The sequence below is a fragment of the Stenotrophomonas maltophilia genome (genome assembly GCF_006974125.1).
Lineage (GTDB): Bacteria > Pseudomonadota > Gammaproteobacteria > Xanthomonadales > Xanthomonadaceae > Stenotrophomonas > Stenotrophomonas maltophilia_O.
In genome coordinates this window covers 2,155,854-2,179,875 of sequence record NZ_CP037858.1, presented here as the reverse complement: position 1 = coordinate 2,179,875, position 24,022 = coordinate 2,155,854, and the positions used below count along the sequence as shown (strand labels likewise).

At 57.8% G+C, this 24,022-nt stretch carries 20 protein-coding genes and 2 pseudogenes; 10 read left to right on the top strand and 12 right to left on the bottom strand.

Going from position 1 to position 24,022, the window contains the following annotated elements:
* The first annotated feature begins 3 nt into the window (after positions 1-3).
* The 3 genes from EZ304_RS09945 to EZ304_RS21285 are packed head-to-tail and all read left to right on the top strand — an operon-like array spanning position 4 to position 3,823.
* Complete coding sequence (locus EZ304_RS09945; RefSeq protein WP_142806933.1) at positions 4-1,902, top strand: Mu transposase C-terminal domain-containing protein; 1,899 nt, start codon at positions 4-6, stop codon at positions 1,900-1,902.
* A complete protein-coding gene (locus EZ304_RS09940; protein WP_142806932.1) occupies positions 1,902-2,783 on the top strand; it encodes a TniB family NTP-binding protein in 882 nt (293 codons plus the stop codon). Before EZ304_RS09945 ends, EZ304_RS09940 begins: the two co-directional genes overlap by 1 nt.
* 2 nt (positions 2,784-2,785) lie before the next feature.
* Positions 2,786-3,823, top strand: a complete 1,038-nt coding sequence (locus EZ304_RS21285; protein ID WP_142806931.1) for a TniQ family protein — start codon at positions 2,786-2,788, stop codon at positions 3,821-3,823.
* 1,513 nt (positions 3,824-5,336) lie between these two features.
* Here the strand turns inward: EZ304_RS21285 and EZ304_RS09930 are convergent.
* From EZ304_RS09930 to EZ304_RS09900, 7 genes are all read right to left on the bottom strand, one after another.
* Entirely contained in the window at positions 5,337-6,140 is an 804-nt protein-coding gene (locus EZ304_RS09930) for a hypothetical protein (RefSeq protein WP_142806930.1), read from the bottom strand.
* Positions 6,141-6,264: 124 nt separating this feature from the next.
* Positions 6,265-7,545 carry a hypothetical protein gene (locus EZ304_RS09925; RefSeq protein ID WP_142806929.1) on the bottom strand — a complete coding sequence of 427 codons (1,281 nt, stop codon included), beginning with the start codon at positions 7,543-7,545 and terminating at the stop codon, positions 6,265-6,267.
* Between the two features lie 634 nt (positions 7,546-8,179).
* A complete protein-coding gene (locus EZ304_RS09920; protein WP_142806928.1) occupies positions 8,180-9,139 on the bottom strand; it encodes an AlbA family DNA-binding domain-containing protein in 960 nt (319 codons plus the stop codon).
* Between the two features lie 53 nt (positions 9,140-9,192).
* Positions 9,193-9,534, bottom strand: coding sequence for a hypothetical protein (locus EZ304_RS09915; RefSeq protein ID WP_108751168.1), 342 nt, complete (start codon positions 9,532-9,534; stop codon positions 9,193-9,195).
* 57 nt (positions 9,535-9,591) lie between these two features.
* Positions 9,592-10,443 carry a hypothetical protein gene (locus EZ304_RS09910; RefSeq protein WP_108751167.1) on the bottom strand — a complete coding sequence of 284 codons (852 nt, stop codon included), beginning with the start codon at positions 10,441-10,443 and terminating at the stop codon, positions 9,592-9,594.
* A 14-nt stretch (positions 10,444-10,457) separates the two neighbouring features.
* On the bottom strand, positions 10,458-11,384 hold the full coding sequence (locus tag EZ304_RS09905) for a hypothetical protein (protein ID WP_142806927.1): 927 nt from the start codon (positions 11,382-11,384) through the stop codon (positions 10,458-10,460).
* 528 nt (positions 11,385-11,912) lie between these two features.
* Positions 11,913-13,871, bottom strand: a complete 1,959-nt coding sequence (locus EZ304_RS09900; protein WP_142806926.1) for a hypothetical protein — start codon at positions 13,869-13,871, stop codon at positions 11,913-11,915.
* Between the two features lie 192 nt (positions 13,872-14,063).
* On the opposite strand from EZ304_RS09900, the gene EZ304_RS09895 reads away from it, so the two are divergent.
* On the top strand, positions 14,064-14,498 hold the full coding sequence (locus tag EZ304_RS09895) for an antitoxin Xre/MbcA/ParS toxin-binding domain-containing protein (protein WP_185959232.1): 435 nt from the start codon (positions 14,064-14,066) through the stop codon (positions 14,496-14,498).
* A 439-nt stretch (positions 14,499-14,937) separates the two neighbouring features.
* Here the strand turns inward: EZ304_RS09895 and EZ304_RS09890 are convergent, their stop codons facing one another.
* Positions 14,938-15,192 (bottom strand): helix-turn-helix domain-containing protein, encoded by a 255-nt coding sequence (locus tag EZ304_RS09890; RefSeq protein ID WP_108751163.1) that lies wholly within the window; start codon positions 15,190-15,192, stop codon positions 14,938-14,940.
* Between the two features lie 102 nt (positions 15,193-15,294).
* On the opposite strand from EZ304_RS09890, the gene EZ304_RS09885 reads away from it, so the two are divergent.
* The gene (locus EZ304_RS09885) at positions 15,295-16,080 is read left to right on the top strand and encodes a hypothetical protein (protein WP_142806924.1); all 786 of its coding nucleotides are present in this window, start codon (positions 15,295-15,297) and stop codon (positions 16,078-16,080) included.
* 209 nt (positions 16,081-16,289) lie between these two features.
* A complete protein-coding gene (locus EZ304_RS09880; protein ID WP_142806923.1) occupies positions 16,290-16,766 on the top strand; it encodes an NIF family HAD-type phosphatase in 477 nt (158 codons plus the stop codon).
* Positions 16,767-17,675: 909 nt separating this feature from the next.
* On the opposite strand, the gene EZ304_RS09875 is transcribed toward EZ304_RS09880, so the two are convergent.
* Complete coding sequence (locus tag EZ304_RS09875; RefSeq protein WP_142806922.1) at positions 17,676-18,716, bottom strand: hypothetical protein; 1,041 nt, start codon at positions 18,714-18,716, stop codon at positions 17,676-17,678.
* Positions 18,717-19,671: 955 nt separating this feature from the next.
* On the opposite strand from EZ304_RS09875, the gene EZ304_RS09870 reads away from it, so the two are divergent.
* Positions 19,672-20,286: a hypothetical protein gene (locus tag EZ304_RS09870; protein ID WP_142806921.1), complete on the top strand. Its 615-nt coding sequence runs from the start codon at positions 19,672-19,674 to the stop codon at positions 20,284-20,286.
* A gap of 168 nt (positions 20,287-20,454) precedes the next feature.
* On the opposite strand, the gene EZ304_RS09865 is transcribed toward EZ304_RS09870, so the two are convergent.
* Together EZ304_RS09865 and EZ304_RS21280 are read right to left on the bottom strand one after the other, a co-directional pair.
* Positions 20,455-20,748, bottom strand: a complete 294-nt coding sequence (locus EZ304_RS09865) for a helix-turn-helix domain-containing protein (RefSeq protein ID WP_142806920.1) — start codon at positions 20,746-20,748, stop codon at positions 20,455-20,457.
* Between the two features lie 281 nt (positions 20,749-21,029).
* Positions 21,030-21,200 (bottom strand): autotransporter outer membrane beta-barrel domain-containing protein, encoded by a 171-nt coding sequence (locus tag EZ304_RS21280; RefSeq protein WP_142806919.1) that lies wholly within the window; start codon positions 21,198-21,200, stop codon positions 21,030-21,032.
* A 708-nt stretch (positions 21,201-21,908) separates the two neighbouring features.
* Here EZ304_RS21280 and EZ304_RS21135 point away from each other — a divergent pair.
* Positions 21,909-22,169, top strand: a complete 261-nt coding sequence (locus tag EZ304_RS21135; protein ID WP_260678425.1) for a hypothetical protein — start codon at positions 21,909-21,911, stop codon at positions 22,167-22,169.
* A gap of 36 nt (positions 22,170-22,205) precedes the next feature.
* Here EZ304_RS21135 and EZ304_RS21275 read toward each other — a convergent pair.
* Positions 22,206-22,493: pseudogene (locus tag EZ304_RS21275) on the bottom strand (TonB-dependent receptor domain-containing protein); the annotation flags it as partial.
* A 41-nt stretch (positions 22,494-22,534) separates the two neighbouring features.
* Here EZ304_RS21275 and EZ304_RS21025 point away from each other — a divergent pair.
* Together EZ304_RS21025 and EZ304_RS09840 are read left to right on the top strand one after the other, a co-directional pair.
* A pseudogene (locus tag EZ304_RS21025) lies at positions 22,535-23,293 on the top strand (methyl-accepting chemotaxis protein); the annotation flags it as partial.
* Between the two features lie 145 nt (positions 23,294-23,438).
* Complete coding sequence (locus tag EZ304_RS09840; RefSeq protein ID WP_142806918.1) at positions 23,439-23,978, top strand: hypothetical protein; 540 nt, start codon at positions 23,439-23,441, stop codon at positions 23,976-23,978.
* Positions 23,979-24,022 lie beyond the last annotated feature (44 nt).

The following is a 24,022-nucleotide window of genomic DNA, read 5'->3' as shown; positions in this document are numbered from 1 at the left end:
GACATGGTCTCCTCAAACTTCATCAACATCTCGCCTGGCGTAGAGGTCATGGTTGGCCAGCGCCGATACCGGATTACCCGTTCCTTGGACATCAACAGTGTCTTGGCCGAAGACGTCGAGACCGAAAAGGTTGCCAGGCTTCGAATCGAGACTATGTCCCGAGTTCTGGAGGTGAAAGACGGGGATGAGACACCTAACTTCTCCGTTCACCACTTCTCAGATGATCTATGGGCAGTGGCGCAACGGCGTTTTGAAGCTATCAAGCCCCTGCTGGACAATCCTCGCCGAAGCCGGTCATCAGTCGCCGCAGCGGCGTTGAGTGCCGGCGTCAACACTTCCACGCTTTACAAGTGGTTGGCGCTCTATCACGACCATCAGCACGTAGCGGCCTTGGTCCCAACTCGACGCGGACGGAATAGGGGTACACGCTTTCTGCAGGCGGACCAGGAGTTAGTGATTGCCTCGGTTATCGAGGACTTCTACCTCCAAAAACAGAAGCCGAGCCCGAAGTCGGTCGTGGATGAGGTGATGCGCCGCTGCCGCGTGGCCAAGATTGATCCGCCGCATCCCAACACTGTTCGCAATCGCATCGCCGACATCCGGCCAGCTACAGCACTGCGTCGCCGTGGCCAGAAGGACAAGGCGCGTGACAAGTACGAGCCCATCCGAGGTTCCTTCCCTGGTGCTGACTTTCCTCTGGCAGTGGTCCAGATCGACCACACGCCGTTGGACGTGATGGTCGTCGACGAGGAGCACCGCAAACCCATCGGCCGTCCATACCTTACTTTGGCCATTGACGTATTCAGCCGAGCCGTTGTTGGTCTGTACGTCACCTTGGACGCACCCTCTGCAACGTCAGTCGCGATGTGTATATCGCACGCGATGAACACGAAGAACGAGTATCTACGCGAACTAGGTGTAGAGGGAGACTGGCCCGTGTGGGGTCAGATCGGGACCCTGCATGCTGACAACGCTAGGGAGTTCAAGTGTAAGGCGGTGAACAGGGGCTGTGAGGCCAATGAGATCATCATGCAGTGGCGGCCGGTCAAGAAGCCAAACTATGGCGGTCACATTGAGCGCTATATGGGGGTAGTTGCCACTGAAATGAAGAAAGTGCCGGGGGCAACATTCTCCAACATCCAGGAGAAGGGCAACTATGACTCCGAGAAGGAGGCGAGCTTGACCCTGAGGGAAGTGGAGCACTACTTGGTGAACTTCATCGTCAACAACTATCACCAAGGCGTCCACAGTCAGCTCGACGCAGCCCCCATCAAGGTTTGGGAGGACGCGATCCTGGGCGATGAAAAGCCTGGTGTGGGTCGAATGCTGCCGGCAGATCCAGATCGGGTTCGTATGGACTTCCTTCCCTACTTCCAAGTCACGGTGCAGCGGTACGGCGTGCGGATTGAGAATGTCTTCTACTATGACCCAATTCTTGATCGCCACATTGGGGCGACGGATGAGGACAACCCGAAGCTGAAACGCAAGTTCATCTTCGCAAGAGATCCTCGAAACATCAGTGAGATCTATTTTTTGGATCCGAATTCCGAAAGGTACTTTGCTGTTCCCTATCGAAACATGGGTCATCCGGCGATATCTGCTGGCGAACTACGTGAGGCCAAGAAGCGAATAAAGGCTGAAGGTAGGGATGCTGTAGACGAGGAGCGCATCTTCCAGAGCATTGAGAGCAATCGAAATTTGATCGAGGAGTCCAAAGCCAAATCCAAGGCTGCTCGCCGCCAAGCGGCGAAAGCCCCCAAGGAAAAGCCTAGTTCGACTGGATCCCAGTCCGCGCAAAGCTCGCAAGCCACGCCGCCGCCGCACCAGTCAGCAGCGAAGGTCCCTGACCGCAACATCTTCTCGCAGCCGCTCGAAGTCCTTGAAATTGGAGAGATCAACTGATGAGTAGCTATCCCCATCTGCATGATCAGGTCGCTGCTTACATGGGCGCATCCAACGAGGAACGCATCGCAGTTGCCCGTAAAGATCGTTGGATCGGGTACCCGAAGGCAATGGCGGTGCTGGATGAGTTGGATCAACTCATCGTGTACCCCTCCACACAGCGGCCGCCGTGCAGGTTGATTGTGGCTCGAGGCGACAATGGCAAGACGGCACTCCTCCGGCAGTTCCAGTTGCGCCATCCTGCGGTACAACTGGGTGACGGGGGTACTAGCCTCCCGGTGCTCCGGATCAACATGCCTGCTCAGCCGGACCTATCCCAACTCTGGTCAGAGGTGCTCACTCGCTGTGCGACTACTCACCGTAGAGGTGACCCGGCCAGCGCCAAATACACCATGGTGGTCTCCGTCCTTCGCGTACTGAAGGTGCGCGTGCTCGCAATCGATGAATTCAATGACGTTGCTCTTGCCAGGAAGGGGACGTCGGATGTTCTGGCTGGCATCCGTAAGCTCAGCAATGAGTTGAATCTAAGTATTGTTGCTGCCGGCACCGAGGCGGCAGTTCATGCTTTGGCCTTCGATGCCCAGATGCGATCGCGATTCAGTGCCTTGTCCATGCCCAAGTGGGCCATGGACTTGCCGTATCTGAACTTCCTCAACACCTATGAGCGCCTGCTTCCCCTGGCCAAGCCCTCTGGGTTGGCGGGAGAGGCGCTGGCGCCGGTCTTACATTCGGCAGGCGGGGAGGCCATTGGTGGAACCGTGACCCTGCTTCGTAGCGCAGCAGCCATGGCGATCAGTTCCGGCGAAGAGAGGATCACTATCGATATTATCAGGGCCGCCCAAGAGAGCGCTTCTCACGCTAGCGCTCTAGCCGAGATCTGATCATGCGCATCGTCTGGCCGCCCCACGTGCCAGACGAACTTCTTTCCAGCTACTTGGCTCGAATCGCAATCGCCTACGGAATTTCGTCTCACAAGCTCATGGCGCTCCATGCGCCTGGCTTTCAGGTCTGGACCAGGGATGTTGATGTCTGCGCATCCGAAGCACTGTTGGAGCGCTTGACGTATCCGTCAGGAAGATCTCTACAGATGCTTTATGGACTCACCCTTGGCGAATGGAACGCAGTGACACGGCGCACTTGCGATCCGCCACAAGGGGTCTACCACTGGATCAACAGCATGGGCGTGTATCACCGGACTCGCCTTAGACACGGTCTAACTTTCTGCCCGGAGTGCCTGGAGGAGAATGGAGCGTATCTACGCCAGTGGCGACTGTCGTTCTGGACAGTTTGCCCGTTACATCAAAGGGTTCTGCAGGACGCATGCCCCTATTGCGGGGCGGTGGTTCAACCCCATCGACATGGATTTGATCTTCGTAGATGTTGGTACTGCAATCGGTTCCTAATCACTTCCGCCACGGCGGCAATGCACGCTTTGCCCCTGCAGTCATTCCTCTTCAGATGTCTGATGGATCCCAGCAACGAAATTGAGTTCAATGGTCATTTCTGTTCCGGAGCTGAGGTGCTTTGGGGGAGCGATGTACTTCTCCACGCACTCAAGCCGGTCTGCAAGACGATGGGCATGGGGCCAGAGCGAGGGCCGCGGATCGAACTGCGCAGGGTGCCGGATCGTCACGCGGACATGGAATTGCTCTCGCACCTGCTGGATCTTGGACCCGCTGGCTTGGTAGCGATGGGTGAGTCAATGGGGGTGACCCAGAGGTGCTTTCGCCAACAGATGCCCCCCTGGATAAGGCGGTTAGCGGAGCAGCTCTCTGTGGGGCGCTTCAACCGCGGGCCGATCTCCAGTCGGGCCGAGTTGAGGTCCGCAGGTGAGGCTCAGCGAAAGCGCGTCAGTGGATGGCGCGAGATGAGAGCAGATGTGTTGTTCAAGATGATTGGAAGAAGCAATGAGTACAGATAAGCAGGGGCGCCGAACCTGCGACGGCTGTTACGCCCCGATGATCAATGCCCATAAGCTGTACAAGGGTAGTGAGTACTGCGGGACATGCTATAGCAGCAAATTTGTGAGTCGCAGTTGCCCAACATGCAGCGGGACAGTGGTGCATCACGCGTCAGAGCCACAAGCTCCATCCTGTGGTGCTTGTCTTCGTAACCAGAGGCGCTGTATCAGGTGTGACAAGCCGGCGCCCGAAGCGCGCATCATCCGGGATACCACGCCTGGCCCCGACGGTGGATCACCCATCACCCATGAGCATTTCGTGTGCCCATCGTGCTTCCCGTACACCACGCCCGAGATTGAATGCCCCATCTGCAAGCGGCCAAGTCAGCGTCTGGCAGGTGCTGCACACCTGCCAGACAACCTAAAGGCTTGCCCATCGTGTTTGAACAAGCACACGCATGCCACCTGCGTGCGATGCCGGAGGTACAGGAAGGTGGTCTCGGTCACTGAAGAGGGTAGGCCACTGTGTATCGGATGTGGCGGTGACCAGCCAGCCGAACACACGTGTCCAGACTGTGGTTCAACGGTTAAGGGCGCCGGAGCGGCCCGCTGTGATTCATGCTCGATCGCCGCACGCCTCAGGCGAGAGGTTGCGCTGTGCGCGGCAACCATTGAACGCGAGTGGGTCGCTTCCCTATACACCGCATTTGGCGAATGGCTGCTCGCGAGGAACCTGGCTACTGGCGGACTTCCCAAGAAGGCTGTCCGAGCTGCACCGTTCTTTCGTGCCATCGACCTGGATGCTGGCACCCATCAGCCGATAGTGGCGGCCGATCTGCTCCGTCTATTCGACTCCAAGCAACTGAGGGCCAATTTGAACGTGACCCGCTTCATCTGTGAGCGCTACGGATTCCAGATTGACGAGAATGCTCGTGCCCGAGCTCGTGACATCGCGCTGATCGAACGTGGTCTGGAGGAGAGTGCATCCAAACCGTGGGCCAGATATCTGACTGACTACAGGACATGGCTGGCAGGTAAGCCGACTAGGACCCAAGCCCAGTACCTGAGGACGGCACAGGCGTTCTGTGAGGCCGCCGATCTAGGCGGTCCCTTTGCGCAAGAGCATCTAGTGAGGTACTTGGATTCGGCACCTGGTTCGCGAGCCAACCTGAGCGTCTGGGTCGGATTCGTTCGGGCGCGGTACGGATGGGCTGTGACCATGCCCCCAAAGGTCGCCAAGAAGGCAACCCTTAGGCGAGATGCGCAGAAACTGATGGACTTACTGCCGCGGGTACGTGTTCCAGGCACTGCCTCGGATGAGGACCTGGCTGCGACCATCGCCCTCGCTTACGGGTTTGAGTTGAGCACCCTACGTCGCCAAGTAACTGGGGTGACGGATGTGGGGGACTTGATCACCAGAGACGGAATCGTCGAGGTGAAAATGGAGCTGAGGGCTGTTGTTGCCGAGTGGTCGAGGCGAGCGTTCTAGAACTGTTTGCTGGAAAGACACGAGAGCAAGCCTAGATAGGGCGGCTCACGCTTCTGGAGGCAGGTCATCCGGATCGGGAGGTAGGCCGAGCAACTGCCGGGCATCTACACTCAATGGATTGGCGATGAGGTCAGCGATCTTACTGGTGCACCAGTCATAGAACTCCGGATGATTATGCATGAGGTTCGCCTGACCTTGTTCGCTGTAGCTGACGCGGAAGCAGTAGCGTATCGGCCCAACCGTAAGCGTCGAGTAGAATGACGTAGGAGCTAGCGTATCCTTGTCTCCAGTGACAATCAGGCCGCCATGTGCAGCATACGGTATCGCTGGAAGCTCGTTCTGCAGGCGTTTGTATGCCTCATCCAGGTCAACTCTCAGTTCCACGATGTTGCGATCCCTAAGACCGATTGCGAAGTCCGCAAGCTCATCCTGAAATGGCGCGCCGATCTCCGCGAGATGGCAGCACATCAACTTTGCGAAGTATCTGAATACGTCTAAGTAGAGTTCCCCAGAGGCGTCCCTGAATCTAGGGTCATGCGTGACGTCGGCTGGGTCATGACTACGACTGGCGAGGTCGGATGCCACGGCATGGAACTCGTCGAAGGCAAGGTCTGCCGGCCGCGTTCGAGCGCTGTTGCATGGCTCGCACACTCGAGCTTGAAAGTGATAGGCCTTTGACCTCGAACTCTGAGCGTGCCGGAAGCCTCCTCCTTCGCGAACGATCACCGCCTTCTGGTCGCCAAACACCGATCGCAATGCCGATGCCTTGATCTTATGCTCTCCTGAGAGTGCCTCTGTTGATCCACACAGGCAGCAGCGATCAATGAGCGGCGGGGCAAACGAGTCCATCTGTTGAGCTCTTCGTAGTAGGCGGAGCGGGGGGGCTGCCCCCGTCTATCAATCCCGTTCGAAACAGCGATTCAGTTCAGGGCTGAGCTCTAGCGAGATGCGCTGGCAAAGCTGGGGCCGGCTGCTACTTGGCATCCGGGCGCTCGAGCTGGCGGATTCCTTTGCGATCCAGTGAGAGTTCCTGATCGCCGAGCTTTAGCCGAGCCGATGCAGCGGACCCCAATAGAGCCTCTGCAAGCTGGCTGGCCGGCGTCTGCGGGTCTTCGACATCGTCCTTTGTCGATTGGAACAGGCCAGTAGATAGGCGACTCGCCAAGAGTTCTGGGAACGGCTCCTTAGAGCTTTGATTCCATTCCAAGACCGTCTCGGTCAACCAAGATGCTCTCTCAATGTCCAGGCGGAACTGTTGCAACTTGAACTCGGCGTCGGCGATCCTCTGAAGCCATCGATTCAACCACTTCAAATACCACGCACCCAAGGCGATTGCGGCCGCACCAGCCAGCAGGGATCGTGCGGCAGAGAGCGCGAATGCAGTCGGTGGCATTTTGCTATCGAACTCGACAGCCGTGACCGCCGCGAGCCCTAACAGGAGCAAGATGCCCGCCGAGCAAACCGCGTGCACCAGAATGTACTGGGTTCGGGTCTCGGGGGAAACGCGAAAATTCAGCAGGCGCTCCTTAGTAAGATCAAGGAGACTGGAGCGGATCTGACGTCTGACGTGAGTGTTGTTGCGATCGTCCAGAGTCTTCTTAAGCGAGTCCAGCTCACCTTCGCGAAGATCCAGCGCGGCTACTCGCTCTGCATGTGCGACCTGCGCGGCTTCTCGCTCCTGACGGAGGCGGTCCTCATCCTGCTGGCGAACTTGGCTGAAGCGTTCCTCCCGCGCGGCTTCCCTGGCCGCGAAGTCGATCTCCAGCTTCGTCCGATGTTCCGCCGTCTCTGTAAGGAGTCTCTGAGATGCCGTCTGTAGCGCCTGAAGTACCTCGCGACCCGTGGCCAAATTGAGTGGCAAAGAAGGGTCGATCTCGGTCAACGGCTGCTGAAAGGCTAGCTTCAGGATTCGATCAACGCCAAGAGCAACCGATCTTTCCTTCGGAGCGAGCGTCTGGTATTGGTTAATACTAAACGCGATCCTGTCGTACTCCGCAGCCTGTGGATAGGTCTTGGAATCAGGGGGGCCAAGTCGGAACCATGTCCATGAGCATTTGTCCATGGCAAGCTCAACGTTAAGCAGTGCCAGGCTACCCGGTTCCATGTACATGGAAAGATCCTCACCAGACACCTCGCCAAACTGGCTAGTGAACACCACCGAAAGTTGGCTGGGGAAATCCATCTGGACCTTCCTGATGGCCTCAATTACTGCCCTGTCGTCCAGCTTTGCAACGAAGATCGAACGATCTGACATTTCTGTCTCACTACTTCCCCTGTAATTGGCAGAACTCTATGACGGTAACCACCCAAAATCCAGTCCGGGTGGATCGTCCATTCGGCAGAGTTCCAGATCAGCAAACGGTCCCAGGCCTGACGGTTTGTAGCGTCCGCTTGTATGCGGAGATCGGTAGTAATCTTCTTAGTGTGGCTCCGCTCATCCGCTCGCGGTTGGAATGCGCCGTCATGTCCTGCCTAGACCAACTTGCGGGGAACTGCGGGAGCGTGCTTCAGGGGGCACCCGTCACATTCACGGCACTTTGGCCGGATGGTGTACTCCCCCCAACTGCAGTCTCATTCGCTGGCAGATAGTATTGCTGTGTGGTCGCGGCAGCCAAGTCCTAGAGAGGCATAAGTGCTATTTGAGCTTCGCAGTCTGGCACCGAAAGCTACGTTCACTACGGAGGGCAGACTGGAACTGCTCTGTGGCCGACCGCGCGACAACATGACCAGGCACATTCAGTACTGCCGAGGCCATCGACATCTCCTAAGTCCAATCTGACACTTGAGCGGCTGCCGGCTTCGCTTGCTCTGGACGGTTACTCTATCTCTTGAGTGCCGCACTTAGTCGTAGTGAGGCACTCCAGCTAGAAGGAAATCGGGTCCTTCACTCAGAAGTTGCACCACTGCTCGAATGGCAACGAGCCCGAGACGGGTTGTCCATGGTTGGTGTACAGCGTCCACTGCAGCTCCGGCGCTCGATGTACCAAGCTGCGGAAGATTCGGTCATTGAACTCGACAACTATGGGGGGCAGGGGGGCTTGAGTATGGATCGAGTCGTTGTTCGGCCCGAAATCTAGTGACTGCCCAGGGTGGAGAATGTAACGATCGCCATCGAAGAAGGGGTCTCCCCAGGAGAACCTGATGAAGTCGAAGCCGCCCTTATCAACTTCGCGCACAACTTTGCCGAAGCGGGGGTGGGTTCGCAGTTCCGATTGAGGATACGTCAGTCCAGCGAGGCATTCCTTTGGAACATCAATGGAAATCCACCACTTCTCCATTGAAACCATACCGGTGTTCAGCAGTTCGACTCTCAGCCGGTAGACATGGTTGTCGCGATTGATGGTAATGCGTTCCAGACGAACCCGGACTTCGCAACTTGGTGATGAGCGACGAGACATCAGGTCGCGGATTTGGAAGTCCGCCATGAACCGGGACACCGTGTTTACTCGTTGATGATAGCGGTAGTCCAGAAGATTCTGGTGAGCGGTGGAAGCCTCTTCTACCTTGATGACAAGGACCCTGCCGCCGTCCACTGGGAACTCGAAGACCTCAAACTTGGTGAGGCTTGGCGAAGTGTTGTCGGTGATGACCTTGGTCACCCAGTCCTTGTTGAGCTTCCTATCAGTGATCGGCCGGAGTCGTGCTGCGGCCGGAATGTCATTGACTGGCTCTTCCTCAATCCCGTAGACCAGGTGCCCGCCACTGGCATGCGCGAGCGCAGTGACGTCCTTGATCATCTCTGTCTTGCTGTTGTTCTGAGGCGAGAGGGCATCGCCTCTCTTGAGCTCCAGATACAGTGATTCCTGCACTTGGTTGTCGACCAATGACTGTACCCAGCTCAGTTCCATGTTCTCTCCTGGCCGATCACTTGTACGTGGCGCTATGTCCAATCGCGGGCCCGCTAGGCCAGCCTTGCCCAGTCCAAGAGTTCCTTGGCCAGGTCGGGGTCCTTCAATTTGACACGATACAAGGGACGAGTGGATGCAAGTTTGGTGGAGACTCGACGCAGCGCGCTTGATGGCTCATCGTCGTCCTCGTAGATGACCAGGTCATCGGGGTGATAGAGCCCAGCAGGCGGCATCTTAGCCAAGAAAACGGAGCACATTTTGACTGTGCGTGGGTCGAAGGCGACCTCAGTTCCCGTGTCGAAGCGATAGCTGACTAGGTAGTCATTTGCGTCGCTCAGGTGATGTTTGGCATTAGGGTGTGCTTCAAGCAAATCTCTCAGATCCTTCCCTTGCAAGTACCTTCTCCTGGCTGCCGGTCGGTCGGCTGTTGGTGGCTAGCCTGAATGCACAGGTTAGCCATGCTCCCATTGGACGTTTCGCGTGATCTGGATGAGATCCTTGGGCGGATGAGGCCCGACGTAGAGGAGGAACAGACGGAACTGCTGATCGCGGTCGAGATGCTGGAAGTAGATGCGAGGGCACGCAATTGGCGCTGTCGCATCCCCTTCCTTGAGGTGCATGTTCGATGACCTCTTCTCGATGATGCGATCCGACTTCATGAGGTAGATGGTTGTCTTGACGCCACCGGTCGTCGCAAGGTCCACGCCGCGATCACCAAAGTAACTGGCCAGTCCCATCTGGACGGCACCGCGCTTCTTGCAAAACTTCTCCAAGAGTTCCGCCGAGGTCTTGAGAAATCGGTGTCTTGTGTGGTGGATGTCATCACACTTGTCCAGGGCATCCCCCAAGATCTGATAGTCGCCATACTTCTGAGCTGACCTGCGGAATTTCTCGGCGGGGGATGCTGTGGTAGTCGCCCAGCCGAGTTGCTCCACCAGCGCCTTGTAGACCTCGCCAGTGAAATCGTCGTCCGCCTCCTGGCCCACAAGTCGAAGAGGCCAGCCATTCTCGCCACGAACAGGTCGAATGATCCTGACGCCTTCATCGGCCAGCACCTGAAGTTCGGGCTTCATCTCCGGGGGGAGGGCTACGTATGGCAGAACTACGACCGTAAGGTCAGGCCAGGCTTCCTGCATGGCAAAGTTGTTCAGGTCCGCAACGCACTGACCGTTGGGAGGACTGAATTCATAACGGTACTGCTGTTTCACAACCAAGCTGAGTTCTGGCCTCTGCCCCTGACGAGCGGCTTCCGCGATGAAGCGTGCTCTGAGATTGCTTGGAAGTCCGATTACGAAGATTGCCATCCTTGGATCTCCTGCTAGCGCTGTGCCTTCACCATGATGATCGAAGCCATGAGCGGTACCAGAGTGCTGGATATCTCTTCGTCGGTGAGGGCATCCATGAGCTTGAGCGCCCGCGCTCTGGCAGACAGGCCAGAGGTGACTGCTTCCTGCTTGGGTGCTTCAACCGCAGTTGCCTCTGAACGATTGGTAGCCGCAGGGGTGAGTGTTGCCAGGGCGATGTTGACCCTTGCTGACCACTTCTGAATCGCTTCGACCATCTTTGCAGTGCGGAACTTGGTCCACTGCTTGCCTAGAGGGCCGAGTTCCTTTGCGAAGACGGCGCTGGCGTAAGTCCTGTACGACTGTCCGAGTACTGCATGGTCCTCCGGATTGACGCCCTCAGTCTGTGCTGCAAACTCGCGCATCCAGGAGGCTTGGACGTCTGCAGCCACCGGTTCAATCTGAACCCAGTCCTGGCCCGGGCGGATGCCATCTACCGTTTCGCCGGCAGCCAAGACGTGGTGCATGACCTCGCCGGTAGTGCGATTGATGAACCTGATGCGATTGGGATCGGGGTTGGAGAATGCTATCCAGACGTCACTTCGAATTGAAGAAGGAGCCGGACGCACTGCCTCCGAGCGGGCATCAACTTTGGTTCCGCGGAGCGAGACCAGCATGTCGCCATGAGCGCTGATGTGCTGATCCAGAACGTCGGAGCAGGCATCCAGGAAATTCTTGAACCGCGGAAAGCCCATCCGCTTGTAGTCAAAGCCTCCAAGTGCTTTGGCCTCGGGGCTCTTGGCCAACCGCTGAAGGAGCCGAGCTGCAGGTTCGGGAGGCTGACCTCTCAACATCTGCTGGAGGATGGGTTTCCAAATGGCTGCGCTTTCCACACCAAATTCCTTGTTGGATGCCAAAACGAAAAGGCCGTTACCCATAGTAAGTAACGGCCTTTCCAACATCAACGTTCATTTTTATAAGCTAAGTTCCAACCTTCGATGACGTCGTCCGGACGAGAGAACCTAGCAGCACTCTTCCGGCCCTTGGGCGCCATAAAAGTTCCATCAGTGCAGCATCGATCGATTCGGTGCACTGACAGTCAGTCTCGGCGAGCGATGCATCACTCGAGCCGAGTGCCGGCAGTATCGGACATCGGGAACGGGGTGTCAATTTGTGACCTAGGCCCAGTTAGGAGCCGTTTGCCTGCCCAAAAAATTTGGCTGATTTGAGAAAAATATTGAAAATTCAATAATTTGAGAGGATTTCGGGCGCCTTCTTGGGGCTTGATCCGGAGCGGCCTAGCGCTAATCGACGGGCAGATTTGACCCTGAACTGACCTCCGAGTCGATCAAGCCTAACAGGTTCATTGGGGCCATGGCCGCATCGGTCACGCAAGCTCTCCTCTACCTGATGCGTTCGGTGGCAATGATCGCGATCGATGGGGAGACGCCGTAGCGGAAGGGGGGGCTATGGTGCATGGTGCGACCAAGCTATGGTTGGGCCTGACCGTTGCCTATCGATTTCAGGAAGGCCTCCAATGGCGCCAAGCTCCACTTATCGCTACCTGGCTTCTCCATGTAGTGAGGGTGGGTGTAGCAGACGCGTCCTTTCCTTTCAAATGCCTTGGCTAGCGAGGCGCCCTGAACCGATCGGATGATGCTGAGTGCAGCCTGCGTCTCTGCTCGGATAGCGAGATCGTCTGAAACGACAAACGCCGACGCAATGGACTCATTGCTCTTGTCTCTCTTGCTTCTTCTCTCGACCTCAATCCATAGGCCCGCAAGGCCATTGGGCAGCGACAGTCTGATTACAAATGCTGTGCGAGCGAGGGCTCTGTAGTGTGAATCTGCCTTCTGAAGGTACATCCAAGATCGCGTTCCCCAACCAGCTTTTCCAATGCGGACTTCCTTGCGTTCGTCCTCGCCCAGGAAGTTCCAACAAGGGTAGGCGCCAACTTGGACGCGCTGCTCGGAGTCAACGGGGGCGACGACCCTGTACTCTGCAATGGTCCCCTTCGTCTTGAGTACTTTCAGAATCGCCATCAGTTCAGTCAGCAACTCCGATGCCTCGCGTTTCTCATGGGCACTGTGGGCGTGGCTGAGATCCTCTTGCTTGCCGGCTTTTCGGCCGCCAGAAATCTCTGTGGTGGGCTCCTCATTGTCCTTCTTTCGCTTGGAACTGTACTTGAAGCTCTGATCCTTTTTGAGCCGGATGATCTTTGGCTTCGGATGGAAAGCGAAGGAGATGGAGGGCATATCAAACCCTGGCTTCCGCTCGGTAGCCTCATGCGTGTCTACCGTCGGTTTGCCATTAGGACGAGGCGATCGAGGCCTATTACCATTGTTGTGTGGCCTAGGTCCTCCCGTATGAATGACCTTCTCACCCTCGGTGGCATCATTGACCAGGATCGTAGCGATTGCCGGGAGTCGCTTTGAGAAGGACATCTGGTGAATCGCTGTCACCAGGAAAGTCCTGCCGGCGAACCCGCCGTCCTTGCGGCGGTTCAAGAAGTAGCCAGATACGGTGCCTTTGTATGGTCCCAAGAACGGGTTCAACGGGATCTCGGCACTGGAGCACCAACGCGACTCCTCGGCGCCCCAGGTGGCAGCGTCCAGTTGGGCTCTCAGAATGGGCTCGTGAATGCGCTTGGCCCGGGTCTCTGCATAGTGATCAAACCGGAAGAGGGCCATCATTGGACCATCATCCAACGTCATGCCCAACGCAAGTACGATCTTCCAGTAGCCGCCTTGCTCATCGATGCCGGTAACGTGTCCGGCGAACTCCTGCTCGGAAATGGCCTTGGACCTGACGGTACTCCACGGCCCGGCGGTGAAGATGTCTGCAATGGTGGAATTGAACGCGTAGAACGCCCGGAAGATCACGGTCCTGGGGATGATGTACTCAATCTGATGTTGCTCGTCTCGGCTCCTCGTGTCTCTGGCCACCAGGATTCTGGAATCGAAATTCAGTGCTTCCTGAAGGTACAACTGGGATTGGGGAAGTGCGACAACGGCCTCGCCCGTGGAGCGCTCCCCAACTTTGGTGGACGGGAATAGCCCGCTCTCGTGGTCTTCCTCGTACTCCTTGTACAGCCTGGACTCCTCGCCGAAGGCCAAGGCATTGCCCAGCTTTCGCTGCTTCGGAGTCAGCATTCCGGCATAGACACCCCTGCCATCCTCTCCGCGGATGAAGCATTGCCCTGCAACGTAGGTTGCTAGTGACCCCGCGAAGATGGTGCAGATGAAACCCTCAGGATTCTTGTCAGAGAACAGACGCGCGATCTGACGATCATCAAGTTTAGATGGATCTGACCCCCAACCATGTGGAATGGGCGCCAAGTAGCACCTGACAGACGTGGACTCCGTTCCCTTGTGTGGCTGGGTGTAACCGTCGATGTAACGGATGAAGTACACGCGGGTGTCGTCGGGGAAGTCGGTTAGATCAGTCATGCGGCCAGTACACGGGGGGCCTCTCCATCATTAGCGGTACGCAGTCTCGTTAATTGAGTTTTCATTCTTCACGGCCAGGACGGCCGTTCGTTCATGAGAGCCAGCGATCGGGGCCCATTGTCCTTTCAATGTGGACAATTGATCGAACCAATTGGCGGTAGCATGTGCGCAGTGACTTCACAGGCTGAGCGAATGAGCATGCGTATTGTCGGCATCGATTCTGCCCTTGCTGGGCCGGCCCTGCGATCGTTCAGCCAGATCGCCAACGCATGGTCCCTGAGCATAGTTGAGCAGGGTGCAGTTCTTGGCCAGCCCGAAGATGTTGTTCTCGCATTGGCACAGACAGGGGTTGTCGAGGGACTCCAGCAGGAGGCTCTCGAAAGGATTAGCTACGTTCTGGGCATCTATCGAGCGCTACACACAATATTTCCCAACCGGACACAGGCTGATGGCTGGATCCGTCGGCCCAACAACGCAAGATTGTTCAACGGTGCCCCAGCTCTAGCGCTCATGTGCAGTGGAAGTGTCGATGATCTGGCCGCGATCCGAGAGTACTTGGAGGCTGAAGGACGGCTAGATGCCCAATCACCAGCTATCGATGGGCCAGATCAGACTGAAATGCACTGAGTACTATGAGGCAAGGCGCTTACGATCAAAGCCGCTAACATCGAGGTCACCAACGATAGTTCCCTGCTGCTAGACATTGAACTCAATGCGCCCTCGCTTTGCATTGGCCAACTTGCGGGTGAAGTTGTCGTTGCCGGCGATGGACGCCATCTCGCTACTGGCATCTGCAGGTTCCCTGCCAGTGAACGTCCAAGCGACTGCCCGATGGGTGATCAGTCGACACCACTCGCGGCAATCTAGCAAGGTCACAGCACCCCGTGATCTCTCTGCCAATTGAAGAATTGGACCGACAGAATGTACCTAAGGCCTTTCCTTGAATCCTTGCACTACCAGCGCGACGGTATGCCTCGGCTGAGCACATTCTGAGCGCTGCACTTGAGGTTGCGGTAGTAGCTGAGGGCTTGGATAGTCCCAAGACGAGCGGGTGGCGGGAACGCGGCTAGCCGTGAAAAGCCTTGAGGCGGCTCTCAAAGTCAGCGACCAGGCTTGCCAGTGTCAGGCCAGACAGTTGGGCGATGTCACGCAGTTCCACAATATCCAAACGACGTTTGCCGCGTTCGACATCACTAATGAAGGACTGGCTTCTGCCAAGCTGCTCAGACACTTGGGCCTGCGTCAGGCCAGCCGAGATCCTGGCGCTGCGCACAGCCTCGATCAGAGCGATGTACTCCTTGCGATGGATCGACTTGGCCACAGGCGCGCCTTGCTTGAGCGGCCTCTGAAGCTATATCTAGTTCTCAGATATCTAAAAACCAGATATCTTTAGGCCTCTCAAACAGGGGCGGATGTGAGTCAGATGAGTTCTAGATCGAGAGCGGCGGCGCTGGTGGGGCTGTCGCTAACCATGGTGCTTGCGCTTTCTGGTTGCGGTGGCGCAGCGGATAAGGCATTGGTCACTGGTGGGTCCAAGCAGGAATACAACTCCGGACTTGAACAGATCAGCAAGGGGCTGAGTGAGCACGAGCGGGCTGCGTTCAATTGGGCCGTGTCGGACATGAATTTGCCCAAGCTCCATCAGGCCTATCTCAATGCGTCAGTTCGTCAGGTGATTCGGGGTGAGGTCAAGCAGGTCAAGCAATCCTACCCATCAAAGATCGAAGCTTTGAAGGCCAAGGCCGCCGCTGAGGCTGCCACGATGGACGAACTAGCCAAGGTCATCGCCAGGGACACCGAGCTAACCCTCAGTAGCGGGTTCTTTGGTATCAAGCCGACGATCAGAGCTACCTTGATCAATGCTTCAAAGCTGCCGCTGAGTCAGATCAACTGGCGCGCCAGTCTTTACCTGAATGGCTCGGATACGCCGGTGGCTGTGTCGACTTTGACTAGCGACTTTCGTTCGGTCGGGGGGCTGGCGGCAGATCGGCAGCGTGACGCCACATTCAACGTCGGATTTGTGAGAGGCGATGAGTCGTGGACGACCTTGGAGATCCGCAATGCTCCCCAGCGTCGCGTGGTGCTCCAAGCCCTTCCCGCCACAGCCTTGGACTACAGTGATAAGCCCTATCTGTCCGGCGATTATGGCAAGCAGATCGCTGCGTACGAGAAGAGCCTCAAGGAGGCCGAAAGCTACTCGGACATTTGACCATGCGGCTCCCTGGGTGGAGCCGCTTGGCTGGTGATGCACTCAATGAGCGCATCTGAACCCCTGGGAGGGGGCGTACCAGCAGGCTCACGCCGTGGACAGGTGGCGCTGGCTGGCGCACCATTCGCAGGACCTATGACGACGGCCAGTCTCAGCCGGGGCGACAGGCCACAGATAGGGTGGATATGCCCAATTCCGAGGACTAGCACATGCGTCCATCTATTCTGGCCCTCGACCTAGAGGGCACCCTGATCTCCAATGCTGTCAGTCAGATCCCGCGGCCGGGACTGTACGAGTTCTTACAGTACGCGCAGGGACAGTTCGATCAGCTTGTAATGTTCACGACGGTGGACGAGATGCGTTTTCGTCGGATCGCCGCATTACTAGTCTCGGAGGGCAAGGCGCCGGATTGGTTCGTCCAGCTCGCTTACACGACTTGGAGTGGTCGCACCAAGGATCTGACGTTCGTATCGCCAACTCTGGGAGAAGCCCTTCTGTTTGATGACCACGCGGCCTATGTCCATCCAGGTCAGGAGGTACTGTGGGTCGAAGTACCATTGTTCGGCTCGCCCTACCTGGCTGAGGATGAGGGGCTCCTGATTGCGAAGCGATGCTTAGAGGAGCGGATAGAGGCCTTGGCATCTGGCTCTCTACCGCCCTGCCGGCGGGAGGGTATGAAGTCGTGAGGTCACTCTGCGTCGACGATCTGCATCGCGAAGTGTGGCGGGACGCGCCCGCGGTGGCCCGCGATGGGTTATACGCAGTTCCGCCCATTTTGGAGCGAAGGCAACCTGACGCTATTGCACTTGCCGGTGATCTCGAAGTTGGCAAGCGATCAGTGGCTGGGCCTTAGCGCGTCATTGAGAACTTGTCGGTGATCTATGTCCTCAAGAGCCACACGTCCACGAAAGAACCTTGATACGCCAAAGGAAGAGATCGATCAGGCTAGAAACGAGCCATGTGACATTCCACACTGGATCGCTACAGTGATCATCCGCTCTCGGCTGACTTCGCCTCAGACTTGGGATCGATGATCGGCGAGTCTGATCTCTGGATCCATGGCCACATTCACGACTCTTTGGATTACCCAATCGTCGGTGGCACAAGAGAGGTCCGCTACCCATTGGGGTCTTCGATGCAGGACTTGGAACGCAAATGGCGCTGGGAGAAACCGAGCTTCGGTCCGATCCTCGCCGTTGAGGCCCGAAGTCGCCTCATCCGCAATTTTCCTCAGCACACTGCTCAGGCATTGCAAGTCATCAGTTCACAAGCTGATGCCCGTAGCCATCCAGAGCCTTGCTCTCCCCGGTCGCTCGCTCAACCGAGCGATCGTGGCGAACAGAAGGTTCAACGAGGCGCTGAACCGGTCTGCAGGCCCAGAGTCGTATCTTCTATACTCGGATGACTGTCGCTCAGAGACGGGAGCCACGTTGCTCCCGTCTCCCTGGACCACGTCCAAACCGCGCCAAGCAGTAGCAATGGGGCCTTCTTTGCGCCCTACATCACGTCCTGCGACCAACGACTGGACTCACCGCTTGGCGCCATGCGCCATCTTCTTGAAGGTCAGTGGCGTACGCTTTTCGGAGGCTTCCGCTTTAGGTTTGAGCTTGAGCTATGTGCTCAACGAAGCGAACTCCGTGGCGTTCAAGTTGCTTATAGATGGTCCCCAGCAGCCCTGACTTGACCTTGTTGAGCTCCGCACGGGGATTGGTCGGATCGCCATGAGGGTAAAGGTCACAGAGCCAGAGCCCGTCGACAAACTTGCCACCCACGCTTCCAGTTGGGCGACCTTCCCTGTGATCAATGTTGGCGTGCTCCATCATGAGACTCCAGCCTTGCGGTCGCGGCAGCTGGAAGGCGAAAGTCGACGAAGCAATTGCCTTGATGATCGGCGGACTCAGCCGAACCACGATTCGGTACGCGCCCTCGTCATAGTGTTCCGGGTGGTAGATCGTGCACTGCAGGCCAGGCGCTACTGAGGAGAGCAAACTGCGCGACAGTGCCGCAGTGACATTGCGACGACAGTCGGTGTCATCTTGCTGGTCATCGTGCGAGTAGACGAACAGTCCGCCGGTCCAGGTGGCATCTTTCAGTTTGGCAACTCGCGTATTGCGCCCCGATGCCCGATCTGCCGGGCGCATATTGGCCTTCTCCAAGGGAGCGCGGTGCCAGTGTGCCGAGTCGACGCGGAATTTTTCCCAGCCTTTTCCAGAGTAGAACTCGGGGAGCAGAATGAAGGCGTCGGAACCGACAATCTGCGGATCGACATCCACCAGTTTCGCCTCAATCTCGTACGGAACGTCGGTGAATTTTTCGATCCGTTGTCTTGACAAGGGGTACTTGGTAATTGCTAGGTCCAGCCGCACGCCTATGGCCAACGACCACAGCGCCTGCGCGGTGTCCCAAGAGCCGGTCAGATCGGCCAAACGCTCGGCGAAGGCGACGTAGTCAAAGGACTGCGCGCGCCACTGCGGTTCTTGACGTGCCAGCAATTCCCAGCCAGCTATGGTGCCTAGGCCCATCCCGCGGACAACGGCCTGCCGTAGTTGAAGCAGGTTGACCTTAAAGTAAGGGGACGCGAGGTTGCGCAGTTGGTCCGCCAAGTCATAGGGGGCCGCGCTATCAAAATTTAGCATGTAGGTTCTCACAATTCGCAAGCGGATTTATGTCCCGGCTTTGGTTTCTTCTTGGACACTCCGCTTGCAACTGGAGGACGTAGAAGTGTTTGAGTCCAAAGCAGCTCAGTCGGTTTTTCCGACTTGGGCTATTGCCCGGGCAGAACCGTACGTCAGCGTTTCGGAAAAGTCAAGCGCTCGCGATGGAGTACTTCTTCACCGCCTGGCAAATGAAAGAGAAAGCGCGAGCATCGCCTGATCAAGTTGCAGTGGGCGCTTACCGAAAGCGGTACCGCGGTGCGTCACGGCTATGGACGACTTGACGAGTCGGGCAGTGGGCACCGCCCAAGGGGCCTGCGCGCTGCTGATGTGGCCCCGCACCACGCCCCAGGTGAGGCGTGGCACTTTTTGGATCGCTGTTTGGAAGGGTCGCGTATGCGACCTCCTTGCGGCTAAGCCGAATTCATGAACTTGGTTCTGCTTGCCCGCGCCGAGGGCCGTTCAGGAAACCAAGCCACGATACCGCCCACATCGGGCGCTGGCCGCGAGTGTTGTGTCGCGCGAGCGGAGCGACCGACGTTCGCGGATTGCCCCCGCTCGCTATGTGAGTCAGGACAGGCGAACTGCGGTGAGTTCCGACCAATCTACATGCCAGTCGATAGTGTGCCAGCGGCTTGCATCTAGAGTTGCAACCAGCCGTCTTCGGGACTGGCATGCCCTATTCTGAGCACGCATGGACCCGGTCAGATGTATCGGTTGCCGACCGAGTGAATCGGCGGCTACGAACACCCCTCGCCCAAATCATGGCGGTTCGAGTGCTGCTGATCGCCCGTAGCCGCGGAGTCGAAGCATGCGGTAGCGGGATCGAAGTGACGCCTGCCGGCGCGTGGGCTGCACTCGACGGCAACTGCCATGGGGCCTGTAAACATCAGTCTCTATCGGCGCGATATTCGCGCAAGCCGAAGGAGCATATGCTTTGAGCATTCTCAACGTTCTACTGTGTCCAGATCAGCTCCTTGTGGCCGTTGACACCTTGGCCGAAGATGCCCGTACAGGCAGGAAGTCGTCTGGCGCGAAGCTATTGCTTATTCCCCAGCACAACTTGGTCCTGGCCGCGAGAGGCAGTTCCCAGTTCTTCCTGAGAATCTACGAACTCTCCCTGCAGGCTAGCTTCAGAGCAGATTTCACAATGGAACAACTGAGCGTTGAACTCGGCCTGGTAATTGACCAGCTTTGGCCAGGATACGAGCACGCGGCGCTGGGGGCGGGGATTCAACCGAATGCTCTGGGATCCGAAATTGTGCTGGGTGGCTGGTCGCCTAGGGCTGGCCGGATGGTTGCAACGGCATACGCAAAGGAGAGCAGTGCGACGCCCGCAGTCGTCCAGCCGCTTGAGGGCGGGTTAGCGTCCCCGGGTCAGCCATTGCAGGGGAGGGAGGATAGTTTTTCCCCCGAGGCTGTTCTGCAATCTAGTCGCATACAAGCGGCGTGGTTGAACAAGATAACAGGCCGCCAGATCGCAGGTGGTCATGTCTTGGCAGCAGTCCTGCGCAGGGGGCAGGCAGTCGTGCACGATCTTGGCTCGATCTAACTCAGTAGAATGCTCTGAGGCCTCAGGTGGATGGACCATTTGCATCACGCTGTTAGCCCGACCGCAAGTCGATCCGCTTCGCCGCTGCGGGTTTGAAAGATCCAACGAGTCCTGCGTCAGTCCAAGCTGCCCTTGACTTCAAGATAGGGTGCCCAGGAGTGACGCCAGTTAGCTCGCCCGTCTTCTCAGGCGCTTCGTCTTGAGCATAGCCATTGGGCTAACTGTTGGGCTTATAGCGATTGCGCCAATTTGTTCCTCCAGACCTAGCGCTTTGAGTACGCAGACGAGCGTTCTCACGGTCGATCCTTCTCCAGCTTCCAGCTGTACCAGTGCTCTGCGCGAGATGCCTGCCTTGTCCGCCAGAACTGTCTGAGAGACATTCTTGATGAGTCTTTTCGTCCGCAGGCGCTGTCCTAATGCCTCGGCAATTTCCTCCGGTGACTGGGCTGGACTGTCCTTCATATGCGCGTAAATCTGCTCATTAGGGCGATTCCCCCCCATAGTGCGCGCAAATCTGCGCAATTGCGACACGGTTCGGCAGAAGAAGCAGTCTGATCGGAGACCAAGACTCGTAGAGTTGACTGGTCGAGCCTGGGCTTCATCCACCTACCTACCAAGCTTGTAGGCGGCGGTCAGGAGCGCAGGAACTACTCGTCGTATGCACCTACGGCATAACCGCCGCGATGGGGGCGATACTCGAATGCTCCCGCGAGCACTGTCGCAGGCACTACAAACGCCCCCGCCTAGGTGCTGCCGCCAGTCAGTGCAGCCACGACGCGAATGCCAGCACCCATGGTGAGGGCGCCCGCACCGCCTGCATTGGCGACCTCTAGCCGGGTCTGGCAGGTCCCGGCTTCACCCCTGATCACGAGTTGGTCAGCAGGGGAGGCGTCATCAGCCAGTCTCGTGTTCATTGCCAGCACCCCATCGTTGCCACCCCCATAGGAAGCCTCTCACAGCTGCCTGAAGACATTGCCGGCGGGCGGAGTGAGTGCGTTCTGCCGCGGTTGCTAACAAGCTGAGAAACGGTGGAATCGGCGGTAACCGTTCAGAGGCTAGTGGGATCCACGGACGCATTGCTCAGATTCCAGCCCTGACCGATCCACTGCGATCCTTGCCGCACATTAAGGTTGGCAGTGCTGCTGGATGCGGCGGCACTCCGTGAGCGCCGAATCATTGGTCAGGGGAGCAACTGGGTTCTGAATGGCGCGCTGGCCGGCCTCAGTAACGGGGTCGAACGCGCACGGGACGGTAACAGGTAAATTTGACCGTCACCGATACGTGTTACGGTCAAATGCCGATGTTACGGTCGCTTGTATCAACGACCTCGACGCCGCTGCCCTCTACCTCAAGGGTCTACTACCCGACATGGTCGGTGAACGCGAGCCTTGGCGCAGTTCGGAGGTGCGCCGCCTGCCCCCCTTCTTCGCCAGCCTGTTCGGCCTTGCCAAGATTGATCTGATGGGCCAACCGAATCGGACGCCTCAGGCGACGACTCTGCGACATTTCGTCGGCCATCCGGGTGATTCATCGGCAGCTTCTGTGGCTTGGTCGCAACCGGGTTGCCACGCCCCCGCGCGGATGGCAGTGTGCTGCGGCAACCACGTCGACTGGAGCCCCGCATGTCCCCCGTTGCTCTGTATTCGCCGGATCCGGCCCGCGGCTGGCTGCCTTGGGCCTGGTTGACGCCGATCCTGATGATTCTGTTCAACGCGGTACCGGTGATGGCGCTGGACGGGTGGATGCAGTCGCAGCATTGGTCGACGCCACGCGGCGATCCGATCGGCCTCGCTGGCCTGCAAGGGGCCATGCACATAGCCTGCATCGATGGACCCGGTTGTAGCGATTTCCGCGCGAAGGCCGGTGAGCGGCTCCAGGCGTGACAGGCCAGCGGCCCCGATCTGCTCGACGAAGGGTGTAGGCGCATAGAAGCCTTTGCCGATTGACGCGCGCAGGGTCCACTCGTCAGGGCGGAACAACAAGGACACGCAGGGGCTGAAATGCCCGCCATAGGCACTGTGATCATCCCAGCGCGCACTGCCGGAAAGCGTAAGGTCATCGCGCAGCGCCTGCTCGGCCTGCACGAACAGGGCCGGCACTGTGTAGCGGTAATCAAACTGCGGGTATCGAGCGGAACGGAACCGGTCCTGCTGCGCGGCAATGCCCGCCAGCCAGCCGGTGGCGCCTACGCCAGACGCGTAGTTCACTTCGGCAAATCCGGTCTGATGGGTGTCGCTTTCCTGCTCAGGGCCATATCCAGGCCAGCACCGAGGTCATGTCACTGTCTTCGGAAGAGATCGCGGTGGGCAATAGGGATCTGTCTCGCCGCACTGAGCAGCAGGCAGCCACCCTGGAGGAGACCGACGCTTCGATGGAGGAGCTTGCCTCGACAGTGAAGCAGAACGCCGAGCACGCACGTAGCGCAAGCGATCTGGTCCGATCGGCAGGGGCTGCCGTTGAACGAGGTGGGGCAACGGTCACCGATGCAGTGTCCACGATGGAGCGTGTGGACTAGTCTTCAAAAAAGGTAGCCGATATCATCACCGTGATAGACGGCATCGCGTTCCAGACGAACATTCTGGCGCTCAATGCCGCCGTTGAGGCCGCGCGAGCGGGCGAATCTGGACGCGGCTTTGCAGTCGTAGCAAGCCAAGTGCGCACCCTCGCCCAGCGTAGCGCTGTAACGGCGAAGGACATCAAATCACTCATCGACGTGTCCTCAGAAGAGGTCTCCGCCTGCGTCGCTTTGGTTAAAGGTGCCTGCGAAATGATGGATGAGATTGTCGTGTCAATGCGACAGGTTCGCGCTGCGGTCGCCGAAATCGCATCCGCATCTCAAGAACAGTCAGCAGGTACCGATCAGGCCAACCAGGCTGTGGTTCAGATGGACGAGGTCACACAGCAGAATGCAGCACTGGTTGAGGAAGCGAGCGCCGCCTCCCGCTCCTTGCAGGAGCAAGCCGCAGCGCTAAACTCGTCCGTCGCAGTCTTCAGAGTTCGACGCTAGCCTTACCCGGTTTCGGGCGTCGAAGCCAACGCCGTGAACTAATTGCAAGTGCAACCTACCACTTAGAATTCAGGGAGACATGTCAGTGTCACTAGAGAAGCCAAGTAAAGATACGTGGACGACGTTTGCAGCAATTGGGCTAGGCGTGATCGTGATCCAGGCGGTGAGTGGGTGGTTGATCTTCAAGTTCGGCTCCGGATGGGACACCAGGGGGCAATTTGGTGACATGTTCGGAGCGGTCAACACGCTCTTCTCCGGGCTTGCCTTTGCCTCCTTGATCTTCGCGCTGTCGTTGCAGCGAAAGGACCTGGCGTTGCAGCGCACGGAGCTGCAAATGACGCGTGTCGAACTGGAGAGGAGCGCATCCGCCCAGACAACTTCTGCCAGCGTCGCAGAGCGTATGGAGCGCGAGCAGCGGCTCAGCATGGAGATCACTATCCTGTCCAACAAGATCCAGGCAACGGCAGCACTGAATCAGGCATTTATCAGTTTCTTGCCAAAGGCTTCGTACCACGCGCCCTCCTCCGGAGGCGACAGCGAAGCCGTAACACTTCAGGCCCGCATCAGGCGCTTCAACAAGGAGATGCAGGACGATCACAATCGGCTGTGCTCGCTGATTGATGCAAGAGAAATGCGAGCTAAGGAAGCCACAGCCAGCAGCAACACTGAGTCAGCAGTGAGCTAGCCACTCTAGCCAGCCCTGACGCGTCGGCTGGCGCTGGTCACTCG

What these genes read in the sequence shown, in the direction of transcription:
- EZ304_RS09945 (WP_142806933.1), top strand. Translation starts at nt 4, where the DNA reads ATGGTCTCCTCAAACTTCATCAACATCTCGCCTGGCGTAGAGGTCATG.
- EZ304_RS09940 (WP_142806932.1), top strand. Translation starts at nt 1,902, where the DNA reads ATGAGTAGCTATCCCCATCTGCATGATCAGGTCGCTGCTTACATGGGC.
- EZ304_RS21285 (WP_142806931.1), top strand. Translation starts at nt 2,786, where the DNA reads ATGCGCATCGTCTGGCCGCCCCACGTGCCAGACGAACTTCTTTCCAGC.
- EZ304_RS09930 (WP_142806930.1), bottom strand. Translation starts at nt 6,140, where the DNA reads ATGGACTCGTTTGCCCCGCCGCTCATTGATCGCTGCTGCCTGTGTGGA.
- EZ304_RS09925 (WP_142806929.1), bottom strand. Translation starts at nt 7,545, where the DNA reads ATGTCAGATCGTTCGATCTTCGTTGCAAAGCTGGACGACAGGGCAGTA.
- EZ304_RS09920 (WP_142806928.1), bottom strand. Translation starts at nt 9,139, where the DNA reads ATGGAACTGAGCTGGGTACAGTCATTGGTCGACAACCAAGTGCAGGAA.
- EZ304_RS09910 (WP_108751167.1), bottom strand. Translation starts at nt 10,443, where the DNA reads ATGGCAATCTTCGTAATCGGACTTCCAAGCAATCTCAGAGCACGCTTC.
- EZ304_RS09905 (WP_142806927.1), bottom strand. Translation starts at nt 11,384, where the DNA reads ATGTTGGAAAGGCCGTTACTTACTATGGGTAACGGCCTTTTCGTTTTG.
- EZ304_RS09900 (WP_142806926.1), bottom strand. Translation starts at nt 13,871, where the DNA reads ATGACTGATCTAACCGACTTCCCCGACGACACCCGCGTGTACTTCATC.
- EZ304_RS09895 (WP_185959232.1), top strand. Translation starts at nt 14,064, where the DNA reads ATGAGCATGCGTATTGTCGGCATCGATTCTGCCCTTGCTGGGCCGGCC.
- EZ304_RS09885 (WP_142806924.1), top strand. Translation starts at nt 15,295, where the DNA reads ATGAGTTCTAGATCGAGAGCGGCGGCGCTGGTGGGGCTGTCGCTAACC.
- EZ304_RS09880 (WP_142806923.1), top strand. Translation starts at nt 16,290, where the DNA reads ATGCGTCCATCTATTCTGGCCCTCGACCTAGAGGGCACCCTGATCTCC.
- EZ304_RS09875 (WP_142806922.1), bottom strand. Translation starts at nt 18,716, where the DNA reads ATGCTAAATTTTGATAGCGCGGCCCCCTATGACTTGGCGGACCAACTG.
- EZ304_RS09865 (WP_142806920.1), bottom strand. Translation starts at nt 20,748, where the DNA reads ATGAAGGACAGTCCAGCCCAGTCACCGGAGGAAATTGCCGAGGCATTA.
- EZ304_RS21280 (WP_142806919.1), bottom strand. Translation starts at nt 21,200, where the DNA reads ATGAACACGAGACTGGCTGATGACGCCTCCCCTGCTGACCAACTCGTG.
- EZ304_RS21135 (WP_260678425.1), top strand. Translation starts at nt 21,909, where the DNA reads ATGTCCCCCGTTGCTCTGTATTCGCCGGATCCGGCCCGCGGCTGGCTG.